The following is a 23,187-nucleotide window of genomic DNA, read 5'->3' as shown; positions in this document are numbered from 1 at the left end:
GCGGGCACGCAAGGCCGTGGCGGCCGATCCAGGGGAGGGGACCGTGACCACTACCGCACCTCAGAAGAGCAGCACCGACACCGTCACCGTGCCGCGCGGCGCCGAGTCCGTCGACCCGGCCACGCTGCCGGTCCGCCCCGGCGAGGACCCGTGGACCACCGAGGAGGTCCACGAGCTGCACGACGAGCTGATCAGCGACCTGGAGCGGCTGCGGGGCGAGATCGACGCCGCCGACGCCGCCATCGCGGGCCTGATGCGCGACTCCAACGACGGAGCCGGCGACGACCAGGTGGACGCCGGTACGAAGAACATCTCGCGGGAGAGCGAGCTGGCGCTCGCCAACAACGCGCGGGACAGCCTCGCCCAGACGGAGCGCGCCCTGGAGCGGCTGGAGGGCGTCGGCTTCGGCACCTGCGAGTCCTGCGGACAGGCCATCGGCAAGGCCCGGATGCAGGCCTTTCCCCGGGCCACGCTGTGCGTGCAGTGCAAGGCCAAGCAGGAACGCCGCTGAAGCGGCCCACCAGGGCGACGCGGGGGGTCGGGCTTGCCGTACGCTCGACCCCGTAACGTCGCCTGACGCGTCCGTAGCGGTTTTCCGGACGGGTTCGGAACGGTCATCGGCCCAGCACCCTCCCCCGCCTCAGGCCCGGGGAGCTCCATCGGCAGCGGAGCGGATCATCAGTACGCAAGGTTCCCCCCAGACCCGGGACAACGCCGTCCCGAAGCCCGCCGATGACGTGGAGGCGGCCGTGACCGATCCCGCCGAGTCCGCCGATCCCGCCGAGCCGGCGGGGGGCGCCGAGTCCACGGGGGCCGCGGAGACCGCGGGGGCTCCGGAGCCGGCGCTCGCGACCGGTGCCACGGCGGTGGAGAAGCCCAAGGGCCCGCGGCGGGTCGGGGTGCTGCTCGTCGTCGCGGTGCTGGCCTTCCTGATCGACCTCGCCAGCAAGCTGCTGGTCGTCGCCCGGCTGGAGAACCACGCGGCGATCAAGGTGATCGGCGACGTCGTCACCCTCCAGGTCATCCGCAACTCCGGTGCCGCCTTCGGCATGGGGCAGGCACTGACCGTCGTCTTCACGATGATCGCCTCGGCCGTCATCGTGGTGATCTGGCGGATCGCCCGCAGGCTGTACAGCCTGCCGTGGGCGGTCGCGCTCGGGCTGCTGCTGGGCGGGGCGCTCGGCAACCTCACCGACCGGCTGTTCCGCGCGCCCGGCGTCTTCCGCGGGCACGTGGTGGACTTCATCTCCGTCCAGCACTTCGCGGTCTTCAACCTCGCCGACTCGGCGATCGTGTGCGGCGGGATCCTGGTGGTCCTGCTGTCGTTCCGGGGCAGCAACCCGGACGGCACCGTGCACCAGCAGCCGGAGAAGTAGGGCCCTCCCGCCCGCGGACCACCGGCGGGAGGGCCGGGGTCGCGTTTCCGGCATACTCGTACGGGTGAGTACCGCAGCGCAGATCCGAAGCCTCCCCGTACCCGACGGCCTGGAGGGCGAGCGTCTCGACGCCGCCCTGGCCCGGATGTTCGGCTTCTCCCGGACCAAGGCCGCCGAGCTGGCCGCCGACGGCAAGGTGACGCTCGACGGCGCCACGGCCGGCAAGTCGGACCGGGTGACCGCCGGTTCCTGGCTGGAGGTCGAGATCCCGGCCCCCGCCGCCCCCGTGCGGATCGTCGCCGAGCCGGTCGAGGGCATGCGGATCGTCCACGACGACGAGGACATCGTGCTGGTCGACAAGCCGGTCGGCGTCGCCGCGCACCCGAGCCCCGGCTGGACCGGTCCGACCGTGATCGGCGGGCTCGCCGCGGCGGGCTACCGGATCTCGACGTCGGGTGCCGCCGAGCGCCAGGGCATCGTGCACCGGCTGGACGTCGGCACCTCGGGGCTGATGGTCGTCGCCAAGTCCGAGCGGGCGTACACCGACCTCAAGCGGCAGTTCCACGACCGGATCACCGAGAAGCGCTACCACACGCTGGTCCAGGGGCACCCGGACCCGATGAGCGGCACCGTGGACGCGCCGATCGGGCGGCACCCCAGCTCGGACTGGAAGTGGGCGGTGACCCGCGACGGCAAGCCGTCGATCACCCACTACGACCTGATCGAGGCGTACCGGGCCGCCTCGCTGCTGGCCATCAAGCTGGAGACCGGCCGCACCCACCAGATCCGCGTCCACATGTCCGCGCTGCGGCACCCGTGCGTCGGCGACCTGACGTACGGCGCCGACCCGACGCTGGCCAAGCGGCTCGGGCTGACCCGGCAGTGGCTGCACGCCGTCTCGCTGGGCTTCGAGCACCCGGCGGACGGGCAGTGGGTCGAGTTCAGCAGCGAGTACCCGGCGGACCTGCGGAAGGCGCTCGACATCATCGCGGCGGAGAGCTGAGGTGCCGGCCACCGTCCGGGTCGCCGAGGGGGAGTCGGACCTGACGCTGGTGCGGGAGGTCCGGCGTGAGGTGTTCATCGTCGAGCAGAACGTGCCGGAGGAGCTGGAGTACGACGAGTACGACGCGACCTCGGTGCACCTGTTGGCCCTCGGGGCCGACGGGGCCCCGCTGGGCACCGGGCGGCTGATCTTCGGGGACCAGGCCCGGGAGCTGACCGGGGGCGTCGAGGGGCGGGTGCTGCTCGGGCGGCTCGCGGTCGTCGCGGCGGCCCGGGGGACGGGGCTCGGGGTGGAGCTGGTCCGGGCGATCGAGGCGGCGGGGCGCGAGCGCGGGGCCGTCGAGGTCGAGCTGCACGCGCAGGTGCGGGCGCTCGGGTTCTACGAGCGGCTGGGGTACGTGGCGGAGGGGCCGGTGTACGACGACGCCGGGATTCCGCACCGGACGATGACGAGGGTTCTGTAGCCGCGGGGTGGTGGGCCCCGGCCTTCCGCCTCGCGTGGTTCCCCGCGTCCCTTTCGGGGCGCGGGGAACTTTTGTCGGGGGCACGGGGAGTTTGGGCGGCGCGTGGTGCGGTGTGCGCGCCGGGGTGCGGGATCAGGCCTCGGTGGTGCGGAGGCGGGGGAGGGCGTGCGGGTGTTCGTCGCGTAGGTGGGCGATGAGCTGCTCGCGGACGTCGAAGCGGAGCTGGGCGGCGTCGTCGGGGGTGCGGGCGGTCATGGTGGCGCGGACGACGATGGTGCTCGGGGTGGTGTCGGTGACGTTGAGGGCCCACTCGGCGCCGTCCCACAGCGGGTGCCGCTCCAGGAGGGTGCGCAGGGCCGCGCGCAGTTCGTCGACCGGGGTGGTGTGGTCGAGGTGGAGGAAGACGGAGGCGAGCAGCCCCGGGTCGCGGCGGGTCCAGTTCTCGAAGGGCTTGCTGACGAAGTAGGAGACCGGGACGACCAGCCGGCGGTAGTCCCAGAGCCGGACCACCAGGTAGGAGAGGGTGATCTCCTCGACCGTGCCCTGCTGGCCCTCCACCACCACGGTGTCGCCGATCCGGACGGTGTCGCCGAAGGCGATCTGCAGGCCGGCGAAGAAGTTGCCCAGGGTGCTCTGGGCGGCGATGCCGGCCACGATGCCGATGATGCCGGCGGAGGCGAGCAGGCTGGCGCCGATGGTGCGCATGGCGGAGAAGGTCAGCAGCATCACGGCGACGGTGACCACGACGATCACCGCGCTGACCACCCGGCGCAGCATGCTGATCTGGGTGCGGACCCGCTGGACGCGGGCCGGGTCGTCGGTGACCGTCTCGTAGCGGCTGAGCAGGGCCTCCAGGACGGCGGCGACCACGCGGACGGTGAGCCAGCCGAGGGAGGCGAGCAGGAACAGCAGGACGAGGTGGTGCGCGCCGTCGTCGTTCTTCAGGTGGAGGATCCGCTTGAGCGGGTTGGCGGCGAGCAGCAGGGCCGAGACCACGGCGAGTTGGAGCGGGATCCGGCAACGGCGGAGCAGCGCCCAGACCGGGGCCCCGGGGTGGCTCACGCTGATCCGCTGGAGGGCCTGGTCGACGATCCAGCCGATCGCCAGGGTGGCGGCGACGGTGGCGAGCAGGGTGATCAGCGGCCAGAGCACGGGGACCTTCTCGGGTTCGGGGGAGCCGGGTGTGCCGTACGATACCGGCGTTTTACGGGGTGAACCGGACGAAAGGGAATGGCGGCTTTATCGGACGCCTACCGGTGCGGCGGATACGATCAACTCTCATGGGGATCGGTGGGGCATGGCGCCGCTGGCGCGGCCGGGGCGCGTCGATGCGGCGGAGGGTTCTGGCCGGTGCGGTGGCCCTGGTGGTGGTCGCCGGTACGGGCACGGTGGCGGTGGCGTCCGGCGGTGAGCAGACGGTCCGCCAGGAGGATCGTTTCCTCAGCATGCCGGAGACGCCCGGCAGCTCCCAGCAGGTGCAACTGGACACCTCGTTCTTCACCACCGGCACCACCCCGCGGCCGGCGGTGCTGCTCGCGCACGGCTTCGGCGGCTCCAAGGAGGGCCAGCACGACCGCGCCCAGCAGCTCGCCCGGCAGGGCTACGCGGTGCTGACCTGGTCGGCGCGCGGCTTCGGGCACTCGGGCGGCAAGATCGGCCTGAACTCGCCGGACCGCGAGGTCGAGGACGTCAAGCACCTGGTGGACTGGCTGGCCCAGCGGCCCGAGGTGGAGCTCGACGGGCCCGGCGACCCCCGGGTCGGCATCACCGGCCCCTCGTACGGCGGGGCGATCTCGCTGCTGGCCTCCGCGTACGACCACCGGATCGACGCCGTGGCGACGCAGGTCACCTGGTGGAACCTGGCCGACGCGCTGTTCCCGCAAGGGGTGCAGGGCTCCGGTGCGGCCGACGGCGTGTTCAAGAAGCTGTGGGCCGGGATCTTCTTCACCACCGGCGCGGCCGGGAACCTCGGGCCCTCGGGCGGTGCGCCGCGCGGCGGGAGCGGGCAGGCTCCGGCCGCGGACGGGCCGATCGGCTGCGGGCGGTTCCTGGAGTCGCTCTGCCAGATGTACGACCGGGTCGCGACCACCGGGCACGCCGATCCGGAGGCCGTCGCGCTGCTGGACCGGTCGAGCCCGTCCTCGGTGGCGGCGCAGCTCAAGGCGCCCACGCTGGTGGTGCAGGGGCAGCAGGACTCGCTGTTCCCGCTCGACCAGGGCGACCGGATCGCCCGGGCGGTGGCGGCCAACGGCGCGCCCGTCGCGGTGGACTGGTTCGCGGGCGGGCACGACGGCGGGACGGACACCAGCGCGCGGGTGGACGACCGGGTGACCGCCTGGTTCGACCACTATCTGAAGGGGCGCGGGAACGACACCGGGCCGGCCTTCCGGGTGACCAGGAGCGGCGGTGTCGACTCGATCGGCTACCAGGCCGTGCTGCGCGAGGCGACCGCCGACCGGTACCCGGGGCTGGACGGGACGGCCACGCGCTCGATCGAGCTGACGGGCGGGGAGAAGGCCCTCGCCAACCCGCCCGGCGGCTCGCCGCCGGGGATCTCGACGGTGCCGGGGATCGGCGCGCTCAGCCAGGCCGCCTCGCTCGGGGTCGGACTGTCGCTGGACTTCCCGGGGCAGAACGCCGCCTTCGACTCCGCCCCGCTGGACCGGCCGCTGAACCTGACCGGCCAGCCGACGGTGCCCGTGAGGGTGACGGCGGACCGGCCGGACGCGGTGCTGTTCGCGAAGCTGTACGACGTCGGGCCGGACGGCAACGCGGTGCTGCCGGAGCAGCTCGCCGCTCCGCTGCGGGTGACCGGCGCGGACGCGGGGAAGACGGTGACGGTCGCGCTGCCCGTGGTGGACCACAGCTTCCCGGCCGGGCACCGGGTGCGGCTGGTGCTGGCCTCCTCCGACCTGGCGTACGCCTCGCCGGGCGAGCCGGCCACCTACCGGGTCGCACCGGCCGGGCCGCTCACCGTGCCGACCGTCGAGCAGCTGGTCACGGGGTCGGCGCCGCTGCCCGCGCGGACCTGGATGCTGCCGGTGGTGGCCGTGCTGGTGGCCGCCGGGCTGGTGCTGGTGCCGCTGGTACGGCGACGGCGCTCGGCCGCCGGCGGGCCCGGGTTCGATCCGGAGCTGGCCGGGGTGCCGTTGCAGATCAGCGGGCTGAGCAAGCGCTACAAGGGAGCCCAGGACCGCTACGCCGTACGGGAGTTGAGCTTCCGGGTGGAGCAGGGGCAGGTGCTCGGCCTGCTCGGGCCGAACGGTGCGGGCAAGACCACCACACTGCGGATGCTGATGGGCCTGATCAGGCCGGACGAGGGGGAGATCCGGCTCTTCGGGCACCTGGTGCGGCCCGGGACGCCGGTGCTGTCGAGGGTCGGGGCCTTCGTCGAGGGCGCGGGCTTCCTGCCGCACCTCACCGGGCGGGCCAACCTGCGGCTGTACTGGCAGGCGACCGGCCGACCGGAGGCCGACGCGCACTTCGACGAGGCGCTGGCCATCGCCGGGCTCGGGGAGGCGCTGGACCGCGCGGTGCGGACGTACTCGCAGGGCATGCGGCAGCGGCTCGCGATCGCGCAGGCGATGCTCGGGATGCCGGACCTGCTGATCCTGGACGAGCCGACCAACGGGCTGGACCCGCCGCAGATCCGCGAGATGCGCGAGGTGATGATCCGCTACGCGGCCGGAGGACGGACCGTCATCGTGTCGAGCCACCTGCTGTCCGAGGTCGAGCAGAGCTGTACGGACCTGGTGGTGATGGACCGCGGGCGGCTGGTGACGGCCGGGCCGGTCGGGGAGATCATCGGGGCCGGTGAGCTGCTGATGATCGGGCTCGCCGACTCGTACGACCCGGAGCCGGTGGTCCGGAAGGTGGGCGCGCTGGCCGGGGTCGCCTCGGCGGAGGCCGTCGAGGGCGGGCTGCTGGTCCGGCTGGACGGGCTCGCCGCGAGCGGGCTGCTGGCGGAGCTGGTGCGGCTGGAGGTGCCGGTGGAGAGCGCCGGGCCGCAGCGGCGGTTGGAGGACGCGTTCCTGTCGTTGATCGGAGGTGGTGCGGCGTGAGTTCGGTGACTTCGGCGACTTCGGCCGATCACGCGCAGGGGTACCGGGTGGGCCGGACGCTCCCGCTGCGCGTGGAGGCGATGCGGCAGCTGCGCAGGCGCCGCACGCTGGTGATCGGCGCGGTGCTGGCGACGATGCCGCTCATCATCCTGGCCGCGTTCCAGATCGGCGGCACCCCCAGCCGCCAGAACCGGACCACCTTCATCGAGTTGGCCACCGCCTCGGGGCCCAACTTCGCGGCCACCATGCTGTTCATGGGCACCGGTTTCATCCTGGTGATCCCGGTCGCGCTGTTCTGCGGGGACACCGTCGCCTCGGAGGCCAGCTGGTCCTCGCTGCGGTACCTGCTGGCCGCGCCGGTGCCGAGGGCGCGGCTGCTGGCCCGCAAGTTCGCGGTCGGGCTGGCGTTCTCGGCGGTGGCGGTGATCATGCTGCCGGCGATCGGGCTGGTCGTGGGGACGGCGGCGTACGGGTGGGGGGACCTCAAGCTGCCCGCCGGGATGAGCCTGTCGGCCGGGGAGGCGCTGCCCAGGCTCGCGATCGCGGTGGTGTTCGTGTTCCTGAGCGAGATCGTGATCGCGGCGCTGGCGTTCTGGCTGTCGACGGTGACGGACGCGCCGCTGGGGGCGGTCGGCGGGGCGGTGTTCGCGTCGATCCTCACCGGGGTGCTGGAGGCGGTCACGGCGCTCGGCGACCTGCGGGAGTGGCTGCCGGCGCACTGGCAGTACTCGTGGGCGGACGCCCTGCAGCCGCAGTTGGAGTGGGGCGGCATGCTGCAGGGCGTCTCGCTGTCGCTGTCGTACGCGGTGGTGCTGCTGGCGCTGGCGTTCCGCGGGTTCGCGCGCAAGGACGTGGTGTCCTAGGCGCGGGGACGTGGTGTTGTAGGGCCGTTCGTCAGGCCGGGTCCGTGACGTCGCGGCGGGTGGCGCGGACCACCAGGGCGCCGAGGACGGCGAGGGCCAGCAGGACGGCGGCGAAGACCGTGGCACCGTCGGTCAGGCCCACCGCGTCGCTGAGGTAGCCGGCCGAGACGGGCAGGAGGCCCGCCGGGAGGTAACCGCCCACGTTGAGCGCGGCGTTGGCCTCGGCGAGGCGCTGCGGCGGGACGCCCGCGTTGAGCAGCGACAGGCCGCCGAGCTGGCCCAGGCCCTGGCCGGCGCCGGCCAGCAGCGCGGCGGCGAGCAGGACCGCCACCGCCTCGACGTGCACGGCGAGGACCAGGGTGGCCATGCTCAGCGCGGTGCTCAGTGCGCCGAGCGTGAGGATGGTGCGGCGGCGCAGCCGCTGGACGGCGAACTGCACCCCGGTGGCGGTGAGGAACATCGCGAACGCCATGGCGCCGGCCAGGATCCGGTCGGTGGTGCCGAGCAGCCCGGACAGCAGTGAGGGGCCGAGCGAGAGCACGAACGAGGTGGCGGTGATGCCGGGCGCGAACACCGCGATGCCCAGGGCGAGTTGACGGCCGTTGCCGCGCGGGACGCCGGGCACCCGGACCCACGGTCCGTTGCCGCGCGTCTCGGGGCGGCGCGTCTCGGGGCGGCGCGTCTCGGGGCGGCGCACCTTCGGGCGGTGCACCGGCATCCGCAGGACGACCAGCAGCGCGGTGGCCAGCAGCACGGCCTCGACGAGGAAGACGGTGGCGGTCGGCGCGGGTGCCAGCTCGGAGAGCACCCCGGCGAGCAGCGGGCCGAGCCCGGCGCCGAAGACCATCGCGCAGGAGGCGAGCAGGGCGGCGGTCCGCCGACGCTCGGGCCCGGCGACGTCGGTGACCGCGGCCATCCCCGCCGAGACGACGGCGCCGACCGCGATGCCGGTGAACAGCCGCGCCACGATGAGCGCGGCCACGCTGGTGGCGGTCGCGAAGATCAGGCAGGCGGCGAGGGCGAGCGCCAGGGCGGGGAGCAGCACGGGCTTGCGGCCGAGCCGGTCGGAGACCACGCCGGAGACCAGCAGCGAGCCGATCAGGCCGACGATGTAGAAGGCGAACACCACGGTCAGGGTGCCCTTGGAGAAGCCGATGTCGTGCTGCCACAGGACGTAGAGGGGGGTGGCGGCGTTCGACAGCACGAAGACGGCGGTGACCGGCCAGGCGGCGAGCCAGACCCACCACAGCGGGGCGGGGCGGGCGGGGTTCCGCTCGACGGCCTGGACGGGCGCGGTCCGGGTTGCGGGCATGACGGTGTCTCCCGATCGGTGGGCGGGCTGGGCGGCTGTGCAGCAGTACGAGTTGAGTCGAACTTAGCATGCAGTACGATTTGACTCGTACAGCGCGAGCGCGTCAAGAGGGATCAGTCAGGAGGAGTCGTCGATGTCAGCGACCACGGGTGCCGCACCCGCCGTCAAGGTGCTCCCCGAGCCGCCCGGCCTGCCCGAACCGCTGCCCGAGCCGGGCGTCGACGAACTGCGCCTGGAGACCGTGCTGGGCGCGCTCAGCGACCCGCTGCGGCTGACGATCGTCCGCAAACTCCTCCTGGAGTCCGAGGACTTCGACCACACCTGCGGCTGGTTCGGCCTCGACCGCCCCAAGTCCTCGCTCACCCACCACTTCAAGGCGCTGCGCGAGGCGGGGATCACCCGGCAGCGGCAGTACGGGCTGGAGCGCCGCAGCCATGTGCGGGTCGAGGACCTCAACGCGCGGTTCCCCGGGCTGCTCGACCTGGTGGCGGCCTGGAGCCCGCAGGGCTGACCCCGCCGGGCCCCGGCCGGTGCTCCGGCGGGGGATGCGGGATCATGGGTGGGTAGCTGACCTCCCCGTCGAAGGACCCCCAACCGTGGCCCAGATCGTCCTCTTCCACTCCGCCCACGGCCTGAGCCCGGTCGTGCACGCCGCCGCCGACCGGCTGCGCGCCGCCGGGCACACCGTGCACACGCCGGACCTGTTCGAGGGAAAGACCTTCGACGACAACGAGGCCGCGCAGGCCTACCAGGAGGAGATCGGCGGCAGCGACGAACTGCTGCGCCGCGCGGTGACCGCCTCCGCCCCGCTCTCCGAGGGCGGGCTGGTGTACGCGGGCTTCTCGCTCGGCGGAGCGATCGCGCAGAACCTGGCCCTCGCGGACGAGAAGGCGCGCGGGCTGCTGCTCCTGCACGGGACCTCGGACCTGCGGGAGGACGCGGCGACCTCGATCCCGGTGCAGCTGCACATGGCGGAGCCGGACCCGTTCGAGCCGGAGGACTGGCTGAACGCCTGGTACCTGCGGATGCTGCGCGCCGGGGCGGACGTGGAGGTGCACCGGTACCAGGGGGCGGGGCACCTGTTCACGGACCCGGACCTCGCCGACTACGACGCGGAGGCGGCGGAGCGGGCCTGGGCGGCGGCGCTGGACTTCCTGGCCGAGCTGGAGGACTGACGACCGGCCTCCGGGGCGGGCGGGTGTCGGTGGCCGGGAACGGGCGTGGATATCATCCGACGATGCTGAAGCTTCGCGCCCGTACGGTGGTCTTCGATATTGACGGCACGCTCTGTTTCGACGGGCGGACGATCGACGAACGGATCCTGGCGGCGATCGGGGAGTGCGAACGGGCCGGGTTCCGGCCGGTGTTCGCGTCGGCCCGGCCGGTCCGGGACCTGCTGCCGGTGCTGGGCGGGGCGTTCCCCGAGGCGATGCTGATCGGCGGGAACGGCAGCCTGGTGTCGGCCGACGGGCGGGTGGAGGCCCGGGCCGCGTTCGGCGCCGCCGGATTCGGTGCGCTGATGGAGGCCGTCGGGCGGCACGGGGCGACGTACTTCGCGGACGGGCCCTGGGACTACGCGTACACCGGCCCGGCCGACCACCCGATCCGCGGCCGGGTGGACCAGGGCGGTCTGGCGCGTCGGGTGGAGCTGGCGGAACTGCCCGAGGTGGTGAAGTTCCTGGTCGTCGGGGCCTCGGACATGGCGGGGCTGGCCGAGGTCGGGCGGGGGCTCGGGCTGACCGTCAACCACCACCTGGACGAGGCGATCATCGACTTCGCGCCCGGGGCGACCAACAAGTGGGAGGCGCTGCGGTCGGTGGGGATCGAGGAGTACGTCGCCTTCGGCAACGACATCAACGACCTCGACCTGCTGCGCAACGCCGAGCACTCGGTGCGGGTCGGCGCGCACCCGGGGCTGGACGGGGTCGCGCGGGTGACCGTCGCGGCCGAGCCGGCGGCGGTGGCGGCGGAGATCGCCCGGGTGGCGGCGGCCTGACGGCTCCGGCGGCCCTCCGGCAGTTCTACGGCAGGTCTACGGCAGGTCTACGGGCGGGCGGGGTCGCGGCGGGGGAGGGTCTGGCTGTAGACGACGCTGGTGGTGGTGCTGCCGAAGCCGGCGAGTTCGTCGACGAGGACCTCCAGGTGCTCCATGGAGGTCGCGGCCAGCTTCAGGGTGTAGCAGTCGTCGCCGGTGGTGCGCAGGCACTCCAGGATCTCCCGCCGCTCGGCGAGCAGCTGGTGCAGCGGTTGGTGGCGGTTGCCCGGGTACTTGAGGCGGACGACGGCGAGCGCCGGGTAGCCGACCTTGGCCAGGTCGACGGTGGCGTGGTAGCCGGTGATGACGCCCAGCGACTCCAGGTTCCGCACCCGTTCGGTGGTGGCGGACGGGCTGAGGTTGATGCGGCGGCCCAGCTCGCTGAGGGAGATCCGGGCCTCCCGCTGGAGCTGCTCGATGATGGCCCAGTCGACGTCGTCGAGATTCGCGGTCATCGGAGGATATTACCGGGGATTTCGCGGGTGACGGGGGTCCCTGCCGGGAGGATCGGGTTCCGTGCGGCATGATCGCCGCAATAGCCTCGGGGCATGCAACTTGGCGTCAACGTACCGAACTTCGGGCCGGGCACCGACCCCGGCGTGCTGCGCGAGTGGGCGCGGGTGGTGAAGGGGCTCGGGTTCGACCTGCTGATGGTGTCGGACCACGTGGCCGTGACGGCGGATGTGGCCGAGCGGTACCCGGAGCCGTTCTACGACCCGTTCACCACGCTGTCCTGGCTGGCGGGGGCCGGCGAAGGGCGGCTCCGGCTGGGGACGACGGTGCTGGTGCTGCCGTACCGGCACCCGCTGCTGGTGGCGCGGATGGCGAGCAGCCTGCACCGGCTCAGCGGCGGGCGGTTCGTGCTCGGGGTGGGGGTCGGCTGGGCGCGGCAGGAGTTCGAGGCGCTCGGGGTGCCGTTCGCCGCGCGGGGGCGGCTGACCGACGAGTACCTGGGGGAGCTGCGGAAGGCCTGGGAGGGCTCTTCGGCGCCGCAGGTGTGGGTCGGCGGGCACAGCGGGGCGGCTCTGCGGCGGGCGGCCAGGTTCGGGGACGCCTGGCATCCGCTGCGGCTGCCGATGGCGCGGATGCGGGCGGCCCTGGCGGAGCACCGGCTGCCGGGGTTCGCGCCGCGGATCGCCTTGAAGGTGACCGACGCTCCGGTCGATGAGGGCGAACGCCCCGCCGGGGTGGGGGACCTGGCGCAGGTGACGGGTGATCTCCGGGAGCTGCGCGAGCTGGGGGCGGAGAGCGTGGTGCTGGATCCGTACCACGGGGATCCGGAGGAGACCCGGCGGCCCGAGGCGGCATGGCGGGCGCTTGAGCAGGTGGTTTCGGGATGGGGGGCGGAACGGTGATCACGGCTGTCGACGAGGCGCTGCTGCGGCGCGCGATCGGGATCGCGGCCCGCGCGGTGGAGGCCGGGGACGCGCCGTACGGGTCGCTGCTGGTAGGGCCGGGCGGGGACGTCCTGGCGGAGGCCCACAACACGGTGCGGCGGGACGCGGACATCACGGCGCACCCGGAGTTGAAGCTCGCCCGGTGGGCGGCGCGGGAGTTGGCCCCGGACGTGGCCGCCGGTACGACCGTGTACACCAGCTGCCAGCCCTGCGGCATGTGCGCGGGGGCGCTGGTCCGGTCGGGGATCGGGCGGGTGGTGTACGCGCTCGCGACCGAGCAACTGGTCGAGCTCAACCCGGAGTCGGGTGCCTGGCCGGTGGTGGCGCAGGACGGGCCGGCGCTGTTCGAGGAGGCCCGCAGGCCGATCGACGCGTACTACCGGGCGGGTTGACGGTGGCGGACGGGCCCGACGCGGGGTGGAGTCGGCAAGGGGCGGGTGCGAGAGGCCGCGGGATCGTGGGGCCGGACGGTCCGGGGTCAGTGTTGGCCCGGGCAGGGGAAGTCGGGGTCCATCGCGTGCAGGAGCCGCGCGGAGATTTCGCCCAACTGCTTGATCTGCTCCGGCTCCAGTACGTCCACCACGAGTGACCGCACGTTGTTCAGGTGGCCGGGCGCGGCCTCGACCACCTGCCGGTATCCGTCCTCGGTGAGGACGGCGTTGGTGTAGCGGCCGTCGTCCGGGCAGGGTTCGCGGCGCAGGTGGCCGCGCTTCTCCAGGCGTGTGACCACGTGGGACAGGCGGGACAGCGAGCCGTTGGCCAGGGCGGCGAGCACACTCATCCGCATCGTGCGCTCCGGGGCCTCGGAGAGCCCGGCCAGTACGAGGTACTCGAAGGTGGTCAGACCCGAGTCCTGGCGGAGCTGGGCGTCGAGGGCGGCGGGCATCTTGATGAGCAGCGCGCTGAACGCCTTCCAGGCCTCCAGCTCGGATGCGTTCAGCCAGCGGGGCTCACCGTTGTCCATGCCGACGACCCTACAGGATGACTTGACGCTTCAAGTCGTGGCTCGTAGCTTATTGAAGCTTCAAGTCATCGAGCCTCGATCGGAACCTCCGTGAACGTCTTCCTCTGGGTCGTCGCCGGCCTCCTCGCCGCCCTGTTCCTCGCCGCGGGCGCCGGCAAGTTGCTCCAGTCCAAGGAGAAGGTGATCGCCAGCACGGGCCCCTGGGCGGAGGACTTCTCGCCCGCCGCGATCAAGGGGATCGGGCTGGTCGAGGTCCTCGGCGCGGTGGGGCTCGTCCTGCCCGCCGCCGTGGACATCGCCGCCGGACTCGTCCCCGTCGCGGCCGTCGGGCTCGCCCTGACCATGGTGGGTGCGCTCGTCGTCCACGGCCGGCGGGGCGAGACCAAGAGCCTCGTGCCGAACACCGTCCTGCTGGTGCTGGCCGTCGTGGTGGCCTGGGGACGGTTCGGGCCGTACGCGTTCTGAGGCGCGGAGGTCGGGGGTCGCGGCTGCGCGGGAAGTCGGACAGGCCGACTTCCCGCGCAGCGGCGCTTCACGGCCCCTCGCTCGGGGAGGGCGCGGAGAGTGCGGCACGATGGGGTCCGTGGCAGAGCGGAGACACGAGTACGCGCCGGCGGGGACGCTTCCGGGGTTGTTGCAGCGCGGCCGGGGGCTGGGGGCGCGGATGGCGGCGGAGGATCCGGCGGGCGCCGCCGACCTCGTCTACGGGTGCATCCGCTGGGAGTGGCGGTGGGATTCGCAGACCGACGACCGGCACCTGTACCTGGCGAGGTTGATCAGGGACCTGGAGCTGCCGCTCGGGCCGGTGGTCGAGATGCTGGCCCTGGACGAGGACACCCGGCGCCGGGCCGCGTACGTGCTGGAGCTGCTGGTGCGCGGCGGCTCGGCCGAAGCCAGGGCCGCGCTGCCGGGATACGTCCCGGAGCCGGAGGAGGAGGCACCGCCCCGGCACCGCCCGAAGCCGTCGGACGAGAGTGACGTGCCGGCCCTGATCGCCGAGCTGGAGCAGCACTGGGTGGACCAGTCCTGGTGCGGGCCCGACAGGCTCGCCGGAGGGCTGGCGCGGTTCGGGGCGAAGGCGGCGGGCGCGGCCTCGCTGCTGCGGCGGTTCTGGTTGTGGACACCGCACTCGTACGAGCGGGCCGCGTACCTGGAGGCGCTCGCGGCGATGGGGGCGGCGGGGATGGCCGAGGCGTACACGGAGTCGCTGTGGGACTGCGAAGTGCGAGCGCGGCTGCTGGGGGTCGGGCACGCCCCTGATCGGGCCGAGGTGCGGGAGCGGCTGGCCCACCTGCGGGACGATCCGATGGAGGAACCCGGGGTCCGTACGGCCGCCGCGGCGCGACTCGCCGGGCTGGCCTGGGCACCCTCCGTACGGGCGAGGGAAGCCCCCCGGAGGGGGCTAGAGTAGACGCGTGAACGTGTGAGTGATGGTCCGGACCCCAAGAGGCGGTCCGGGCCACATCCATTTCCAGGGGTGACCCCTGTGACCTGCACGTTCGCCGGCCCACCAGACCAGCACCAGAGCCTCCGGAGGCCCCGCCTTGAGCGATCAGCCGTTCGCGCATCTGCACGTCCACACCGAGTACTCGATGCTGGACGGTGCCGCCCGGCTGAAGCAGATGTTCAAGGAGGTCGAGCGCCTGGGGCAGACCCACGTGGCGATGACCGACCACGGGAACATGTACGGCGCCGCCGAGTTCCACAAGCAGGCGACCGACGCCGGGATCACCCCGGTCATCGGCATCGAGGCGTACGTCGCGCCGGAGTCCCGCTCCAACACCAAGCGCATCCTGTGGGGCCAGCCGCACCAGAAGCGGGACGACGTCTCCGCGTCCGGCGCGTACACCCACAAGACCATCTGGGCCCGGAACAAGGAGGGCCTGCACAACCTCTTCAAGCTGACCTCGCGCTCGTACGCCGAGGGCTGGCTGGTGAAGTGGCCCCGGATGGACAAGGAGCTGATCTCCGACCTGGCCGGCGGTCTGATGGCCACCACCGGCTGCCCCTCCGGCGAGGTGCAGACCCGTCTGCGGCTCGGCCAGTTCGACGAGGCGGTCAAGTCCGCCGCCGACTACCAGGACATCTTCGGCAAGGAGAACTACTTCCTGGAGCTGATGGACCACGGCCTCGACATCGAGAAGCGGGTCCGCGACGGGCTGCTGGAGATCAGCAAGAAGCTGGGCATCCCCCCGGTGGTCACCAACGACTCGCACTACACCACCGAGGCCGACGCCGGCGCGCACGACCTCCTCCTCTGCGTGCAGACCGGCAAGAACCTCTCGGACCCGGACCGCTTCCGCTTCGACGGCACCGGCTACTACATCAAGTCCGCCGCCGAGATGTACGCGCTGGACTCCTCGGACGCCTGGCAGGAGGGCTGCCGCAACAGCCAGCTGCTCGTCGCCTCGCGGGTCGACACCGAGGGCATGTTCAAGTTCAAGAACCTGATGCCCCGCTTCCCGATCCCGGAGGGCTTCGAGTCCGAGGCGGACTTCTTCAAGTCCAAGGTCTGGGAGGGCATGGACTGGCGCTTCCCGGGGGGCTACGACGAGGAGCACAAGAAGCTCGCCGAGTACGAGATGGACACCATCATCCAGATGGGGTTCCCGGCGTACTTCCTCGTGGTCGCCGACTTCATCATGTGGGCCAAGAGCCAGGGCATCGCGGTGGGCCCCGGCCGTGGTTCGGCGGCCGGTTCGCTGGTCGCGTACGCGATGGGCATCACCGACCTCGACCCCATCCCGCACGGCCTGATCTTCGAGCGCTTCCTCAACCCCGAGCGCATCTCCATGCCCGATGTCGACATCGACTTCGACGAGCGCCGGCGCGGTGACGTGATCCGGTACGTGACGGAGAAGTGGGGGTCCGACAAGGTCGCCATGATCGTCACGTACGGCACCATCAAGGCGAAGGCCGCCATCAAGGACTCCTCCCGGGTCCTCGGCTACCCGTACGCGATGGGTGACCGGATCACCAAGGCGATGCCGCCGGACGTCATGGGCAAGGGCATTCCGCTCTCCGGCATCACCGACTCCTCCCACCCGCGCTACGGCGAGGCCGGCGAGATCCGCGGTCTGTACGAGACCGACCCGGACGTGAAGAAGGTCATCGACACCGCGCGCGGCATCGAGGGCCTGATCCGTCAGCCCGGTGTGCACGCGGCCGGCGTCATCATGTCCGCCGAGCCGCTGACCGACCACATCCCGGTCTGGACCCGGCACACCGACGGCGTCACCATCACGCAGTTCGACTATCCGACCTGTGAGGGCCTCGGCCTTCTCAAGATGGACTTCCTCGGCCTGCGCAACCTGACGATCATGGACGACGCCGTCAAGGCGATCGAGAAGAACAAGGGCGAGAAGATCGAGCTGCTCAAGCTGCCGCTCGACGACAAGCCGACCTACGAACTCCTCGCCCGCGGTGACACGCTCGGCGTCTTCCAGCTCGACGGCGGCCCCATGCGCTCGCTGCTGCGCCTGATGAAGCCCGACAACTTCGAAGACATTTCGGCCGTGCTGGCGCTCTACCGCCCGGGCCCGATGGGCGTCAACTCGCACACCAACTACGCCCTGCGCAAGAACGGGCAGCAGGAGATCACCCCGATCCACCCGGAGCTGGAGAAGCCCCTGGAGGAGGTGCTCCGGCCCACCTACGGCCTGATCGTGTACCAGGAGCAGGTGCAGAAGGCCGCGCAGATCCTCGCCGGCTACTCGCTCGGCCAGGCCGACCTGCTGCGCCGTGCCATGGGTAAGAAGAAGAAGGAGATCCTGGAGGCGGAGTTCGTCCCCTTCCAGAAGGGCTGCCGCGAGCGCGGCTACTCCGACGCGGCCATCCAGGCGGTGTGGGACGTCCTCGTCCCCTTCTCCGGCTACGCGTTCAACAAGGCGCACACCGCCGGGTACGGGCTGGTCTCGTACTGGACGGCGTACCTCAAGGCCAACTACCCGGCCGAGTACATGTCCGGCCTGCTCACCTCCGTCAAGGACGACAAGGACAAGTCCGCGGTCTACCTCAACGAGTGCCGCAAGATGGGCATCCAGGTGCTGCCGCCGGACGTCAACGAGTCGGACTCGGACTTCACCCCGCACGGTGACACCACCGTCCGCTTCGGCCTCACCGCCATCCGCAACGTCGGCGGGCCGGTGGTCGACTCGATGATCCGGACGCGGAAGACCAAGGGGAAGTTCAGCTCCTTCCCCGACTTCCTGGACAAGGTGGAGTCGGTGGTCTGCAACAAGCGGACCGTCGAATCGCTGATCAAGGCGGGCGCCTTCGACTCGCTCGGGCACACCCGCAAGGGCCTGAGCGCGCAGTTCGAGCCGATGATCGACAACGTGGTCGGCGTGAAGCGCAAGGAGGCCGAGGGGCAGTTCGACCTCTTCGGCGGCGACGCCACCGCCGACGAGCCCAGCTTCGGGCTGGACGTCGTCTTCTCCGAGGAGGAGTGGGAGAAGTCCTTCCTGCTCACCCAGGAGCGGGAGATGCTCGGCCTGTACGTCTCCTCGCACCCGCTGCACGGCATCGAGCACGTGCTCGCCGACAAGGCGGACTGCGCGGTGGCGGACCTCGCGGAGCGGCCGGACGGGACGATCGTCACCATCGGCGGCATCATCTCGGGCCTCCAGCGGAAGATGACCAAGCAGGGCAACGCCTGGGCGATCGCCACGGTCGAGGACCTGGCCGGGTCCATCGACTGCATGTTCTTCCCGGCGAGCTACCAGCTGGTGTCCTCGCAACTGGTCGAGGACGCCGTGGTGTTCGTGCGCGGCAAGCTGGACAAGCGGGAGGACGTGCCGCGGCTGATGGGGATGGAGCTGTCGGTTCCGGACCTGTCGAACGCGCACGCCGACGCGCCGATCATCATCAACATCCCGAGCGGCAAGGTCACCCCGCCGCTGGTGGCCCGGCTCGGCGAGGTGCTCGGCAGCCACCGGGGCACCACCGAGGTGCGGGTGCGGCTGGAGGGCCGGGGCAAGACGACGGTGCTGCGGCTGGACCGGCACCGGGTGAAGTCGGACCCGGCGCTGTTCGGGGACCTGAAGCAGCTGCTCGGGCCGAGCTGCCTGGTGGTCTAGTACGGGATTCCGGAGCCCGGAGCCCGGGCCGCCCTCGCGGCGCCCCGGGCTCCGCCGTCCTCAGGAACCGCCGCCCAGCCCCGGCGGGACGGCCGTGTGCAGCGCCGAGACGAAGGCCGAGATGGCCGGGTGGGAGCCCGCGCCGGCCCGGAACGCCGCGCGGGTGCGGCGGTACATGGGCAGCCGGGTGAGGACGACGCCGGGCGGGGGCTCGGCGGTGCCCAGGTGGGGGACCAGGGCGACGCCCTGGCCGGCCCCGACCAGGGCCAGCACGGTGGTGAAGTCGTCGATCTGGTGCCGGATCCGGGGCGCGAAGCCCGCCGACTCGCAGGCGCGGACGGCCATGGAGTGGCAGAGCGTCCCGGGCGGGGACATGATCCAGGGCGCGCCGCGCTGCTCGGCGACGGTACCCGGGTGGCGGGCGGCCAGGTACATCGGCTCGGTGAAGACCGGGCGGGTCACCGCGAGGCCCGGCTCCGGGTCGGCCGGGACGAGGTCGTACTCGTGCACCAGCGCGACGTCCAGCTCGCCCGCGCGCAGCGCCGCGCCGACGGCCGCGGGGTCCACCTCGGTGACCATCGGCTCCAGGCCCGGGTGCCAGGCGGCGAGCTCGGCGAGCGCCGCCGGGATGATCGCGCGGGCCGCCGAGGGATAGGTGCCGATCCGCAGCGGACCGGCCAATCCCCGCTTGGCGTGGGCGAGTTCGGCGCCCGCCTGCTCCAGCAGGGCGAGCACCGACTCGGCGTGGCGGACCAGGTTGCGCCCGGCCGGGGTGAGGGTGACCCGGCGGCCGGTGCGCTCCAGCAGCGGGACGCCCGCCTCCTTCTCCAGGGCGGACAGCTGCTGGGACACCGCCGAAGGGCTGAAGGACAGTGCCTCGGCGACGGCCGCGATGGTGCCGAGGTGGGCGAGTTCGCGCAGCAGGCGCAGGCGTCGGACGTCGAGCATCAGCTCAGCTTACGAGAAGCGTCACCAACGTGAACTGGACCTGGGCGATCAGCGGGCCGCAGGATCGTGGGCATGGAACTCAAGGGCATCCACGTCCCACTGATCACCCCTTTCGCGGCCGACGGCTCCGTCGCCCTCGACGCGCTGGAGAAGCTCGCGCACGAGGTGCTCGACGCCGGGGCCGCCGGACTGGTCGCGCTCGGCACCACCGGCGAGCCGGCCGCGCTGAGTGCCGAGGAGCGGGACGCGGTGGTCGAGGTCACCGCGGCCGCCTGCGCCGCGCGCGGGGCGCAGCTGACCGTCGGCGCGTCCGGTGGCGACACCCGGGCCGTCGGCGAGGCGCTGGCCGCGCTCGGCGCGCGGGTGCCGCAGGCGGCGGCGCTGGTCACCACCCCCGCGTTCGTCCGGGCCGGCGAGGCCGGGACGGTCGCGCACTTCCGGGCGCTCGCCGCGAGCAGCCCGCTGCCGCTGGTCGTCTACCACATCCCGTACCGCACCGGGCAGCAGCTCTCCACCGCGGCGCTGCGCGAGCTGGCCGCGATCGAGGGCGTGGTGGGCGTCAAGTACGCGACCGGCGGGCTGGACCAGACGGCCGCCGAGCTGTTCGCCGACACCCCTGAGGGCTTCGCGGTGCTGACCGGGGAGGACGCCTTCCTGTCGCCGATGCTGGCGATCGGCGCGGCCGGTGGCATCCTGGCCTCCGCGCACCTGGCGACCGCCCGGTTCGTCGAGCTGTACGAGGCCTGGCGGGCCGGGGACGTCGAGCGGGCGCGGGAGCTCGGGCACCGGCTGACGGCCCTGGCGCTGTCCGCGTTCACGGCGCCGAACCCGACGGTGACCAAGGGCGTGCTGCACGCCCAGGGCCGCATCCCCACCCCGGACGTCCGGTTGCCGCTGCTGCCGGCCGGGGCCACTGAGGTGGAAGCGGCGCTGGCGCTCGTAAGTGGTCTGGACCAGTAGACACTCTCGCACCAGCACTCTCACACCGTGGAATACCAGGTCGCCCCACCCGTGTGACAAGGCATGATGGGCAGAGTGCGGCTGTGAACAGCATCTTTCATGAGGAGTAGTCGGAGATGAAGATCGGCATTGTGGGTGCCACCGGCCAGGTCGGCGGCGTGGTCCGCGAGATCCTGGCGGAGCGGAACTTCCCGGTGGAGCAGCTGCGGCTGTTCGCCTCGGCCCGTTCGGCCGGGCGCACGCTGCCCTGGCAGGGCACCGAGGTCACCGTCGAGGACGCGGCCACGGCCGACTACACCGGCCTGGACATCGTGATCTTCTCGGCCGGTGGTTCCACCTCCAAGGCCCTGGCCCCCAAGGTCGCGGCCGCCGGCGCCGTGGTCATCGACAACTCCTCCGCCTGGCGCCGCGACCCCGAGGTCCCGCTGGTCGTCTCCGAGGTCAACCCCGAGGCCATCGCCGACCGCCCCAAGGGCATCATCGCGAACCCGAACTGCACCACCATGGCCGCCATGCCCGTGCTGCGCCCGCTGCACGAGGAGGCCGGTCTGGCCGCCCTGGTCGTCTCCACCTACCAGGCCGTCTCCGGCAGCGGTGTGGCCGGCGTGGCCGAACTCCAGGACCAGGCCGCCAAGGTCGTGGAAGGCGCCTCCGGGCTCGCCCACGACGGCGGGGCCGTCGAGTTCCCCGAGCCCAAGGTCTACAAGCGGCCGATCGCCTTCAACGTGGTGCCGCTGGCCGGCTCCATCGTGGAGGACGGCTCCAACGAGACCGACGAGGAGCAGAAGCTCCGCCACGAGAGCCGCAAGATCCTCGGCATCCCGGAGCTGAAGGTCGCCGGCACCTGCGTGCGCGTCCCGGTCTTCTCCGGCCACTCGCTGCAGATCAACGCCCGCTTCGAGCGCCCGATCAGCCCCGAGCGCGCCGCCGAGCTGCTCACCGCCGCCCCCGGCGTCGAGCTGTCCGAGATCCCCACCCCGCTCCAGGCGGCCGGCCGGGACCCGAGCTACGTCGGCCGGATCCGGGCCGACGAGACCGTGGACAACGGCCTGTCGCTGTTCGTCTCGAACGACAACCTGCGCAAGGGCGCCGCGCTCAACGCCGTCCAGCTGGCCGAGCTGGTCGCCGCGGAGCTCAAGGGCTGAGGCCCGACCTGACGCCGTCGTGACGTTTGACGGGCCCCGTCGTTGTACGGGGCCCGTCATCGCGTTTTCGTGCCCCGTTGGGGCGCCCGTTGCGGGACCGGGACGTCCGCCGAGGTTCGGCGCGCGAGCCAGGGGGAAAAGGTGACCCAACGATCGGGCGGCCACGGGGGCCCCTCACCCCACCACGCCCGGACGGCGGGGCGCTCCACCCACCCCGGCCGACCTGCGAGGGCGAGTGGAAAGAGGTGCGCAGATGGACCGCTGTGTCGTCCTGGTGGACGCCGGATACCTGCTGGGCGCCGCCGCCAGCCTGCTCGCGGGTGATCCGTCCCGCTCCCGGGTCACCGTGGACCACACCGCGCTGATCACCGCGCTGCGCGAACGCGCCGAGGCCGAGACCGGGCTGCCGCTGCTGCGGATCTACTGGTTCGACGCGGCCCCCGACCGGCGCCCGATGCCCGAACACCGCCGGCTGCGGGTGCTGCCCAGGGTCACCGTGCGGCTGGGCGCGCTGACCCGGGCCGAGGGGCGCTGGGTGCAGAAGGGCGTGGACGCCGCGATGCACGCCGAACTCTCCGAGCTCGCCCGCAACCGGGCCTGCGCGGACGTCGTACTGATCACCGGCGACGGCGACCTGCTGCCGGGGATGATGACCGCCAAGGAGCACGGGGTGGCCGTGCACCTGTGGGCGTTGCAGGCCGCCGACGGGGACTTCAACCAGTCCGAGGACCTGGTGGGGGAGGCCGACGAGCGGCGGGTGCTGGACCGGGAGTGGATCGAGGGGTCGTTCTCGCTGCGGGAGAGCTCCAGCGTGTTCCCGGTGCCGGGGTCGGGCGCGGCCCGGCAGGAGATCGCCAAGATCCTGTCCGCCCCGCCCGCGACGGCGCTGCCCACCGTGGTGCCGCCGGTGGTCCGGCCGGTGGCGGCCGAGGCGGCGCCCGAGGCCCCCGCGGTGAACGGGCGGCCGCAGCCGGCCGCGGCGCTGCGGGTCGTCCCCACCCCGAAGGACCTCGCCGGGCGGGTCTCCGCCGCCGCGTCGGCCGCCCCGGTGGCGAACGGGCACGCCAACGGGCACGCCAACGGACACCTGGCGGCCGGGCCGGTACTGAGGTGGTCCTCCGACCGGGGCTGGGTGGACCGGCCCGCGCCGGAGCTGCCCGTCACCGCCGGGGACGGCCTGCCGACGCTGGCCCAGCTGACCACCGCCGAGCAGCGCTGGGCCGACCGCGAGGAGGACATCACCTCGATCGGCGGCGACGCCCACGAGGTCGGGCAGGTCTTCGCCAGACGCTGGACCGACCGGCTGGGGGACGTGGAACGGCTCACCGTGCTCTGGCCCGACTACCCGCGCATCCCGCACCGGGTCGACGGCGAGCTGCTGCGCTACGCCGCCCGCTTCGGGCTGCTCGCGCACAAGGACGACCAGATCGACGAGCACGACCGCTACGCCATTCGGGCGGGCTTCTGGAAGGAACTCGCGGCCCGGGTGCCGGGCGGGTCGATGGTGGTGGACGACTAGGGAGCGTTGGGGTCCCCTACTCCGTTCCGGTGGTTTCCGGTGATCAGGCCCCCTTGTCCGGTT

At 72.6% G+C, this 23,187-nt stretch carries 22 protein-coding genes; 17 read left to right on the top strand and 5 right to left on the bottom strand.

Translation table 11 applies throughout. The features are described 5' to 3' along the window. Positions 1 to 43: 43 nt before the first annotated feature. From RZ50_RS12010 to RZ50_RS11995, 4 genes are all read left to right on the top strand, one after another. Positions 44 to 511 (top strand): TraR/DksA family transcriptional regulator, encoded by a 468-nt coding sequence (locus RZ50_RS12010; RefSeq protein WP_308271598.1) that lies wholly within the window; start codon positions 44 to 46, stop codon positions 509 to 511. Positions 512 to 674: 163 nt separating this feature from the next. Further along, entirely contained in the window at positions 675 to 1,376 is a 702-nt protein-coding gene (gene lspA / locus RZ50_RS12005; RefSeq protein ID WP_374199943.1) for a signal peptidase II, read from the top strand. Positions 1,377 to 1,440: 64 nt separating this feature from the next. Then, positions 1,441 to 2,379 carry an RluA family pseudouridine synthase gene (locus RZ50_RS12000; protein WP_196950556.1) on the top strand — a complete coding sequence of 313 codons (939 nt, stop codon included), beginning with the start codon at positions 1,441 to 1,443 and terminating at the stop codon, positions 2,377 to 2,379. Position 2,380: 1 nt separating this feature from the next. Beyond that, positions 2,381 to 2,842: a GNAT family N-acetyltransferase gene (locus RZ50_RS11995; protein WP_196950555.1), complete on the top strand. Its 462-nt coding sequence runs from the start codon at positions 2,381 to 2,383 to the stop codon at positions 2,840 to 2,842. Positions 2,843 to 2,974: 132 nt separating this feature from the next. Here the strand turns inward: RZ50_RS11995 and RZ50_RS11990 are convergent, their stop codons facing one another. After that, entirely contained in the window at positions 2,975 to 3,994 is a 1,020-nt protein-coding gene (locus tag RZ50_RS11990; protein WP_196950554.1) for a mechanosensitive ion channel family protein, read from the bottom strand. A 128-nt stretch (positions 3,995 to 4,122) separates the two neighbouring features. On the opposite strand from RZ50_RS11990, the gene RZ50_RS11985 reads away from it, so the two are divergent. Further along, the gene (locus tag RZ50_RS11985) at positions 4,123 to 6,903 is read left to right on the top strand and encodes an alpha/beta fold hydrolase (RefSeq protein ID WP_196950553.1); all 2,781 of its coding nucleotides are present in this window, start codon (positions 4,123 to 4,125) and stop codon (positions 6,901 to 6,903) included. Continuing rightward, the gene (locus RZ50_RS11980) at positions 6,900 to 7,766 is read left to right on the top strand and encodes an ABC transporter permease (protein WP_374199912.1); all 867 of its coding nucleotides are present in this window, start codon (positions 6,900 to 6,902) and stop codon (positions 7,764 to 7,766) included. Before RZ50_RS11985 ends, RZ50_RS11980 begins: the two co-directional genes overlap by 4 nt. Before the next feature lie 31 nt (positions 7,767 to 7,797). Here the strand turns inward: RZ50_RS11980 and RZ50_RS11975 are convergent, their stop codons facing one another. Then, positions 7,798 to 9,078 carry an MFS transporter gene (locus RZ50_RS11975; protein ID WP_196950552.1) on the bottom strand — a complete coding sequence of 427 codons (1,281 nt, stop codon included), beginning with the start codon at positions 9,076 to 9,078 and terminating at the stop codon, positions 7,798 to 7,800. A 133-nt stretch (positions 9,079 to 9,211) separates the two neighbouring features. Here RZ50_RS11975 and RZ50_RS11970 point away from each other — a divergent pair, with 133 nt between their 5' ends. The 3 genes from RZ50_RS11970 (at position 9,212) to RZ50_RS29875 (ending at position 11,074) form a co-directional block, all read left to right on the top strand. Then, positions 9,212 to 9,589 (top strand): helix-turn-helix transcriptional regulator, encoded by a 378-nt coding sequence (locus RZ50_RS11970; RefSeq protein ID WP_196950551.1) that lies wholly within the window; start codon positions 9,212 to 9,214, stop codon positions 9,587 to 9,589. A gap of 34 nt (positions 9,590 to 9,623) precedes the next feature. Continuing rightward, positions 9,624 to 10,253 carry a dienelactone hydrolase family protein gene (locus RZ50_RS11965; protein WP_196950550.1) on the top strand — a complete coding sequence of 210 codons (630 nt, stop codon included), beginning with the start codon at positions 9,624 to 9,626 and terminating at the stop codon, positions 10,251 to 10,253. A 62-nt stretch (positions 10,254 to 10,315) separates the two neighbouring features. Beyond that, positions 10,316 to 11,074, top strand: coding sequence for an HAD hydrolase family protein (locus tag RZ50_RS29875; RefSeq protein WP_196950549.1), 759 nt, complete (start codon positions 10,316 to 10,318; stop codon positions 11,072 to 11,074). A 47-nt stretch (positions 11,075 to 11,121) separates the two neighbouring features. Here RZ50_RS29875 and RZ50_RS11955 read toward each other — a convergent pair whose 3' ends face one another. Beyond that, positions 11,122 to 11,568 (bottom strand): Lrp/AsnC family transcriptional regulator, encoded by a 447-nt coding sequence (locus RZ50_RS11955; RefSeq protein ID WP_196950548.1) that lies wholly within the window; start codon positions 11,566 to 11,568, stop codon positions 11,122 to 11,124. 93 nt (positions 11,569 to 11,661) lie between these two features. On the opposite strand from RZ50_RS11955, the gene RZ50_RS11950 reads away from it, so the two are divergent. Together RZ50_RS11950 and RZ50_RS11945 are read left to right on the top strand one after the other, a co-directional pair. Then, positions 11,662 to 12,468, top strand: a complete 807-nt coding sequence (locus RZ50_RS11950; RefSeq protein ID WP_196950547.1) for an LLM class flavin-dependent oxidoreductase — start codon at positions 11,662 to 11,664, stop codon at positions 12,466 to 12,468. After that, the gene (locus RZ50_RS11945) at positions 12,465 to 12,902 is read left to right on the top strand and encodes a nucleoside deaminase (RefSeq protein WP_196950546.1); all 438 of its coding nucleotides are present in this window, start codon (positions 12,465 to 12,467) and stop codon (positions 12,900 to 12,902) included. The genes RZ50_RS11950 and RZ50_RS11945 overlap by 4 nt, the downstream gene beginning before the upstream one ends. 86 nt (positions 12,903 to 12,988) lie before the next feature. Here the strand turns inward: RZ50_RS11945 and RZ50_RS11940 are convergent, their stop codons facing one another. Beyond that, positions 12,989 to 13,474, bottom strand: a complete 486-nt coding sequence (locus RZ50_RS11940) for a MarR family winged helix-turn-helix transcriptional regulator (protein ID WP_196950545.1) — start codon at positions 13,472 to 13,474, stop codon at positions 12,989 to 12,991. A gap of 90 nt (positions 13,475 to 13,564) precedes the next feature. Here RZ50_RS11940 and RZ50_RS11935 point away from each other — a divergent pair, with 90 nt between their 5' ends. The 3 genes from RZ50_RS11935 to dnaE all read left to right on the top strand — a co-directional run bounded on the left by RZ50_RS11935 (position 13,565) and on the right by dnaE (position 18,552). Next, positions 13,565 to 13,939: a DoxX family protein gene (locus RZ50_RS11935; RefSeq protein ID WP_196950544.1), complete on the top strand. Its 375-nt coding sequence runs from the start codon at positions 13,565 to 13,567 to the stop codon at positions 13,937 to 13,939. A 118-nt stretch (positions 13,940 to 14,057) separates the two neighbouring features. Beyond that, positions 14,058 to 14,885 (top strand): hypothetical protein, encoded by an 828-nt coding sequence (locus RZ50_RS11930; RefSeq protein ID WP_196950543.1) that lies wholly within the window; start codon positions 14,058 to 14,060, stop codon positions 14,883 to 14,885. Between the two features lie 133 nt (positions 14,886 to 15,018). Further along, positions 15,019 to 18,552, top strand: coding sequence for a DNA polymerase III subunit alpha (gene dnaE / locus RZ50_RS11925; RefSeq protein ID WP_196950542.1), 3,534 nt, complete (start codon positions 15,019 to 15,021; stop codon positions 18,550 to 18,552). A 60-nt stretch (positions 18,553 to 18,612) separates the two neighbouring features. On the opposite strand, the gene RZ50_RS11920 is transcribed toward dnaE, so the two are convergent. Continuing rightward, positions 18,613 to 19,500: a LysR family transcriptional regulator gene (locus RZ50_RS11920; protein WP_196950541.1), complete on the bottom strand. Its 888-nt coding sequence runs from the start codon at positions 19,498 to 19,500 to the stop codon at positions 18,613 to 18,615. 72 nt (positions 19,501 to 19,572) lie between these two features. Here RZ50_RS11920 and RZ50_RS11915 point away from each other — a divergent pair, with 72 nt between their 5' ends. The 3 genes from RZ50_RS11915 (at position 19,573) to RZ50_RS11905 (ending at position 23,124) form a co-directional block, all read left to right on the top strand. Continuing rightward, entirely contained in the window at positions 19,573 to 20,460 is an 888-nt protein-coding gene (locus RZ50_RS11915) for a dihydrodipicolinate synthase family protein (RefSeq protein WP_196950540.1), read from the top strand. 116 nt (positions 20,461 to 20,576) lie between these two features. Continuing rightward, a complete protein-coding gene (locus RZ50_RS11910) occupies positions 20,577 to 21,605 on the top strand; it encodes an aspartate-semialdehyde dehydrogenase (RefSeq protein ID WP_196950539.1) in 1,029 nt (342 codons plus the stop codon). A 253-nt stretch (positions 21,606 to 21,858) separates the two neighbouring features. Further along, positions 21,859 to 23,124 carry an NYN domain-containing protein gene (locus RZ50_RS11905; RefSeq protein ID WP_196950538.1) on the top strand — a complete coding sequence of 422 codons (1,266 nt, stop codon included), beginning with the start codon at positions 21,859 to 21,861 and terminating at the stop codon, positions 23,122 to 23,124. Positions 23,125 to 23,187 lie beyond the last annotated feature (63 nt).

Origin of the sequence: Kitasatospora sp. SUK 42 (genome assembly GCF_015776785.2) — a bacterium.
Classification (GTDB): Bacteria; Actinomycetota; Actinomycetes; order Streptomycetales; family Streptomycetaceae; genus Kitasatospora.
This window is presented reverse-complemented; position numbering and strand designations above follow the sequence as displayed.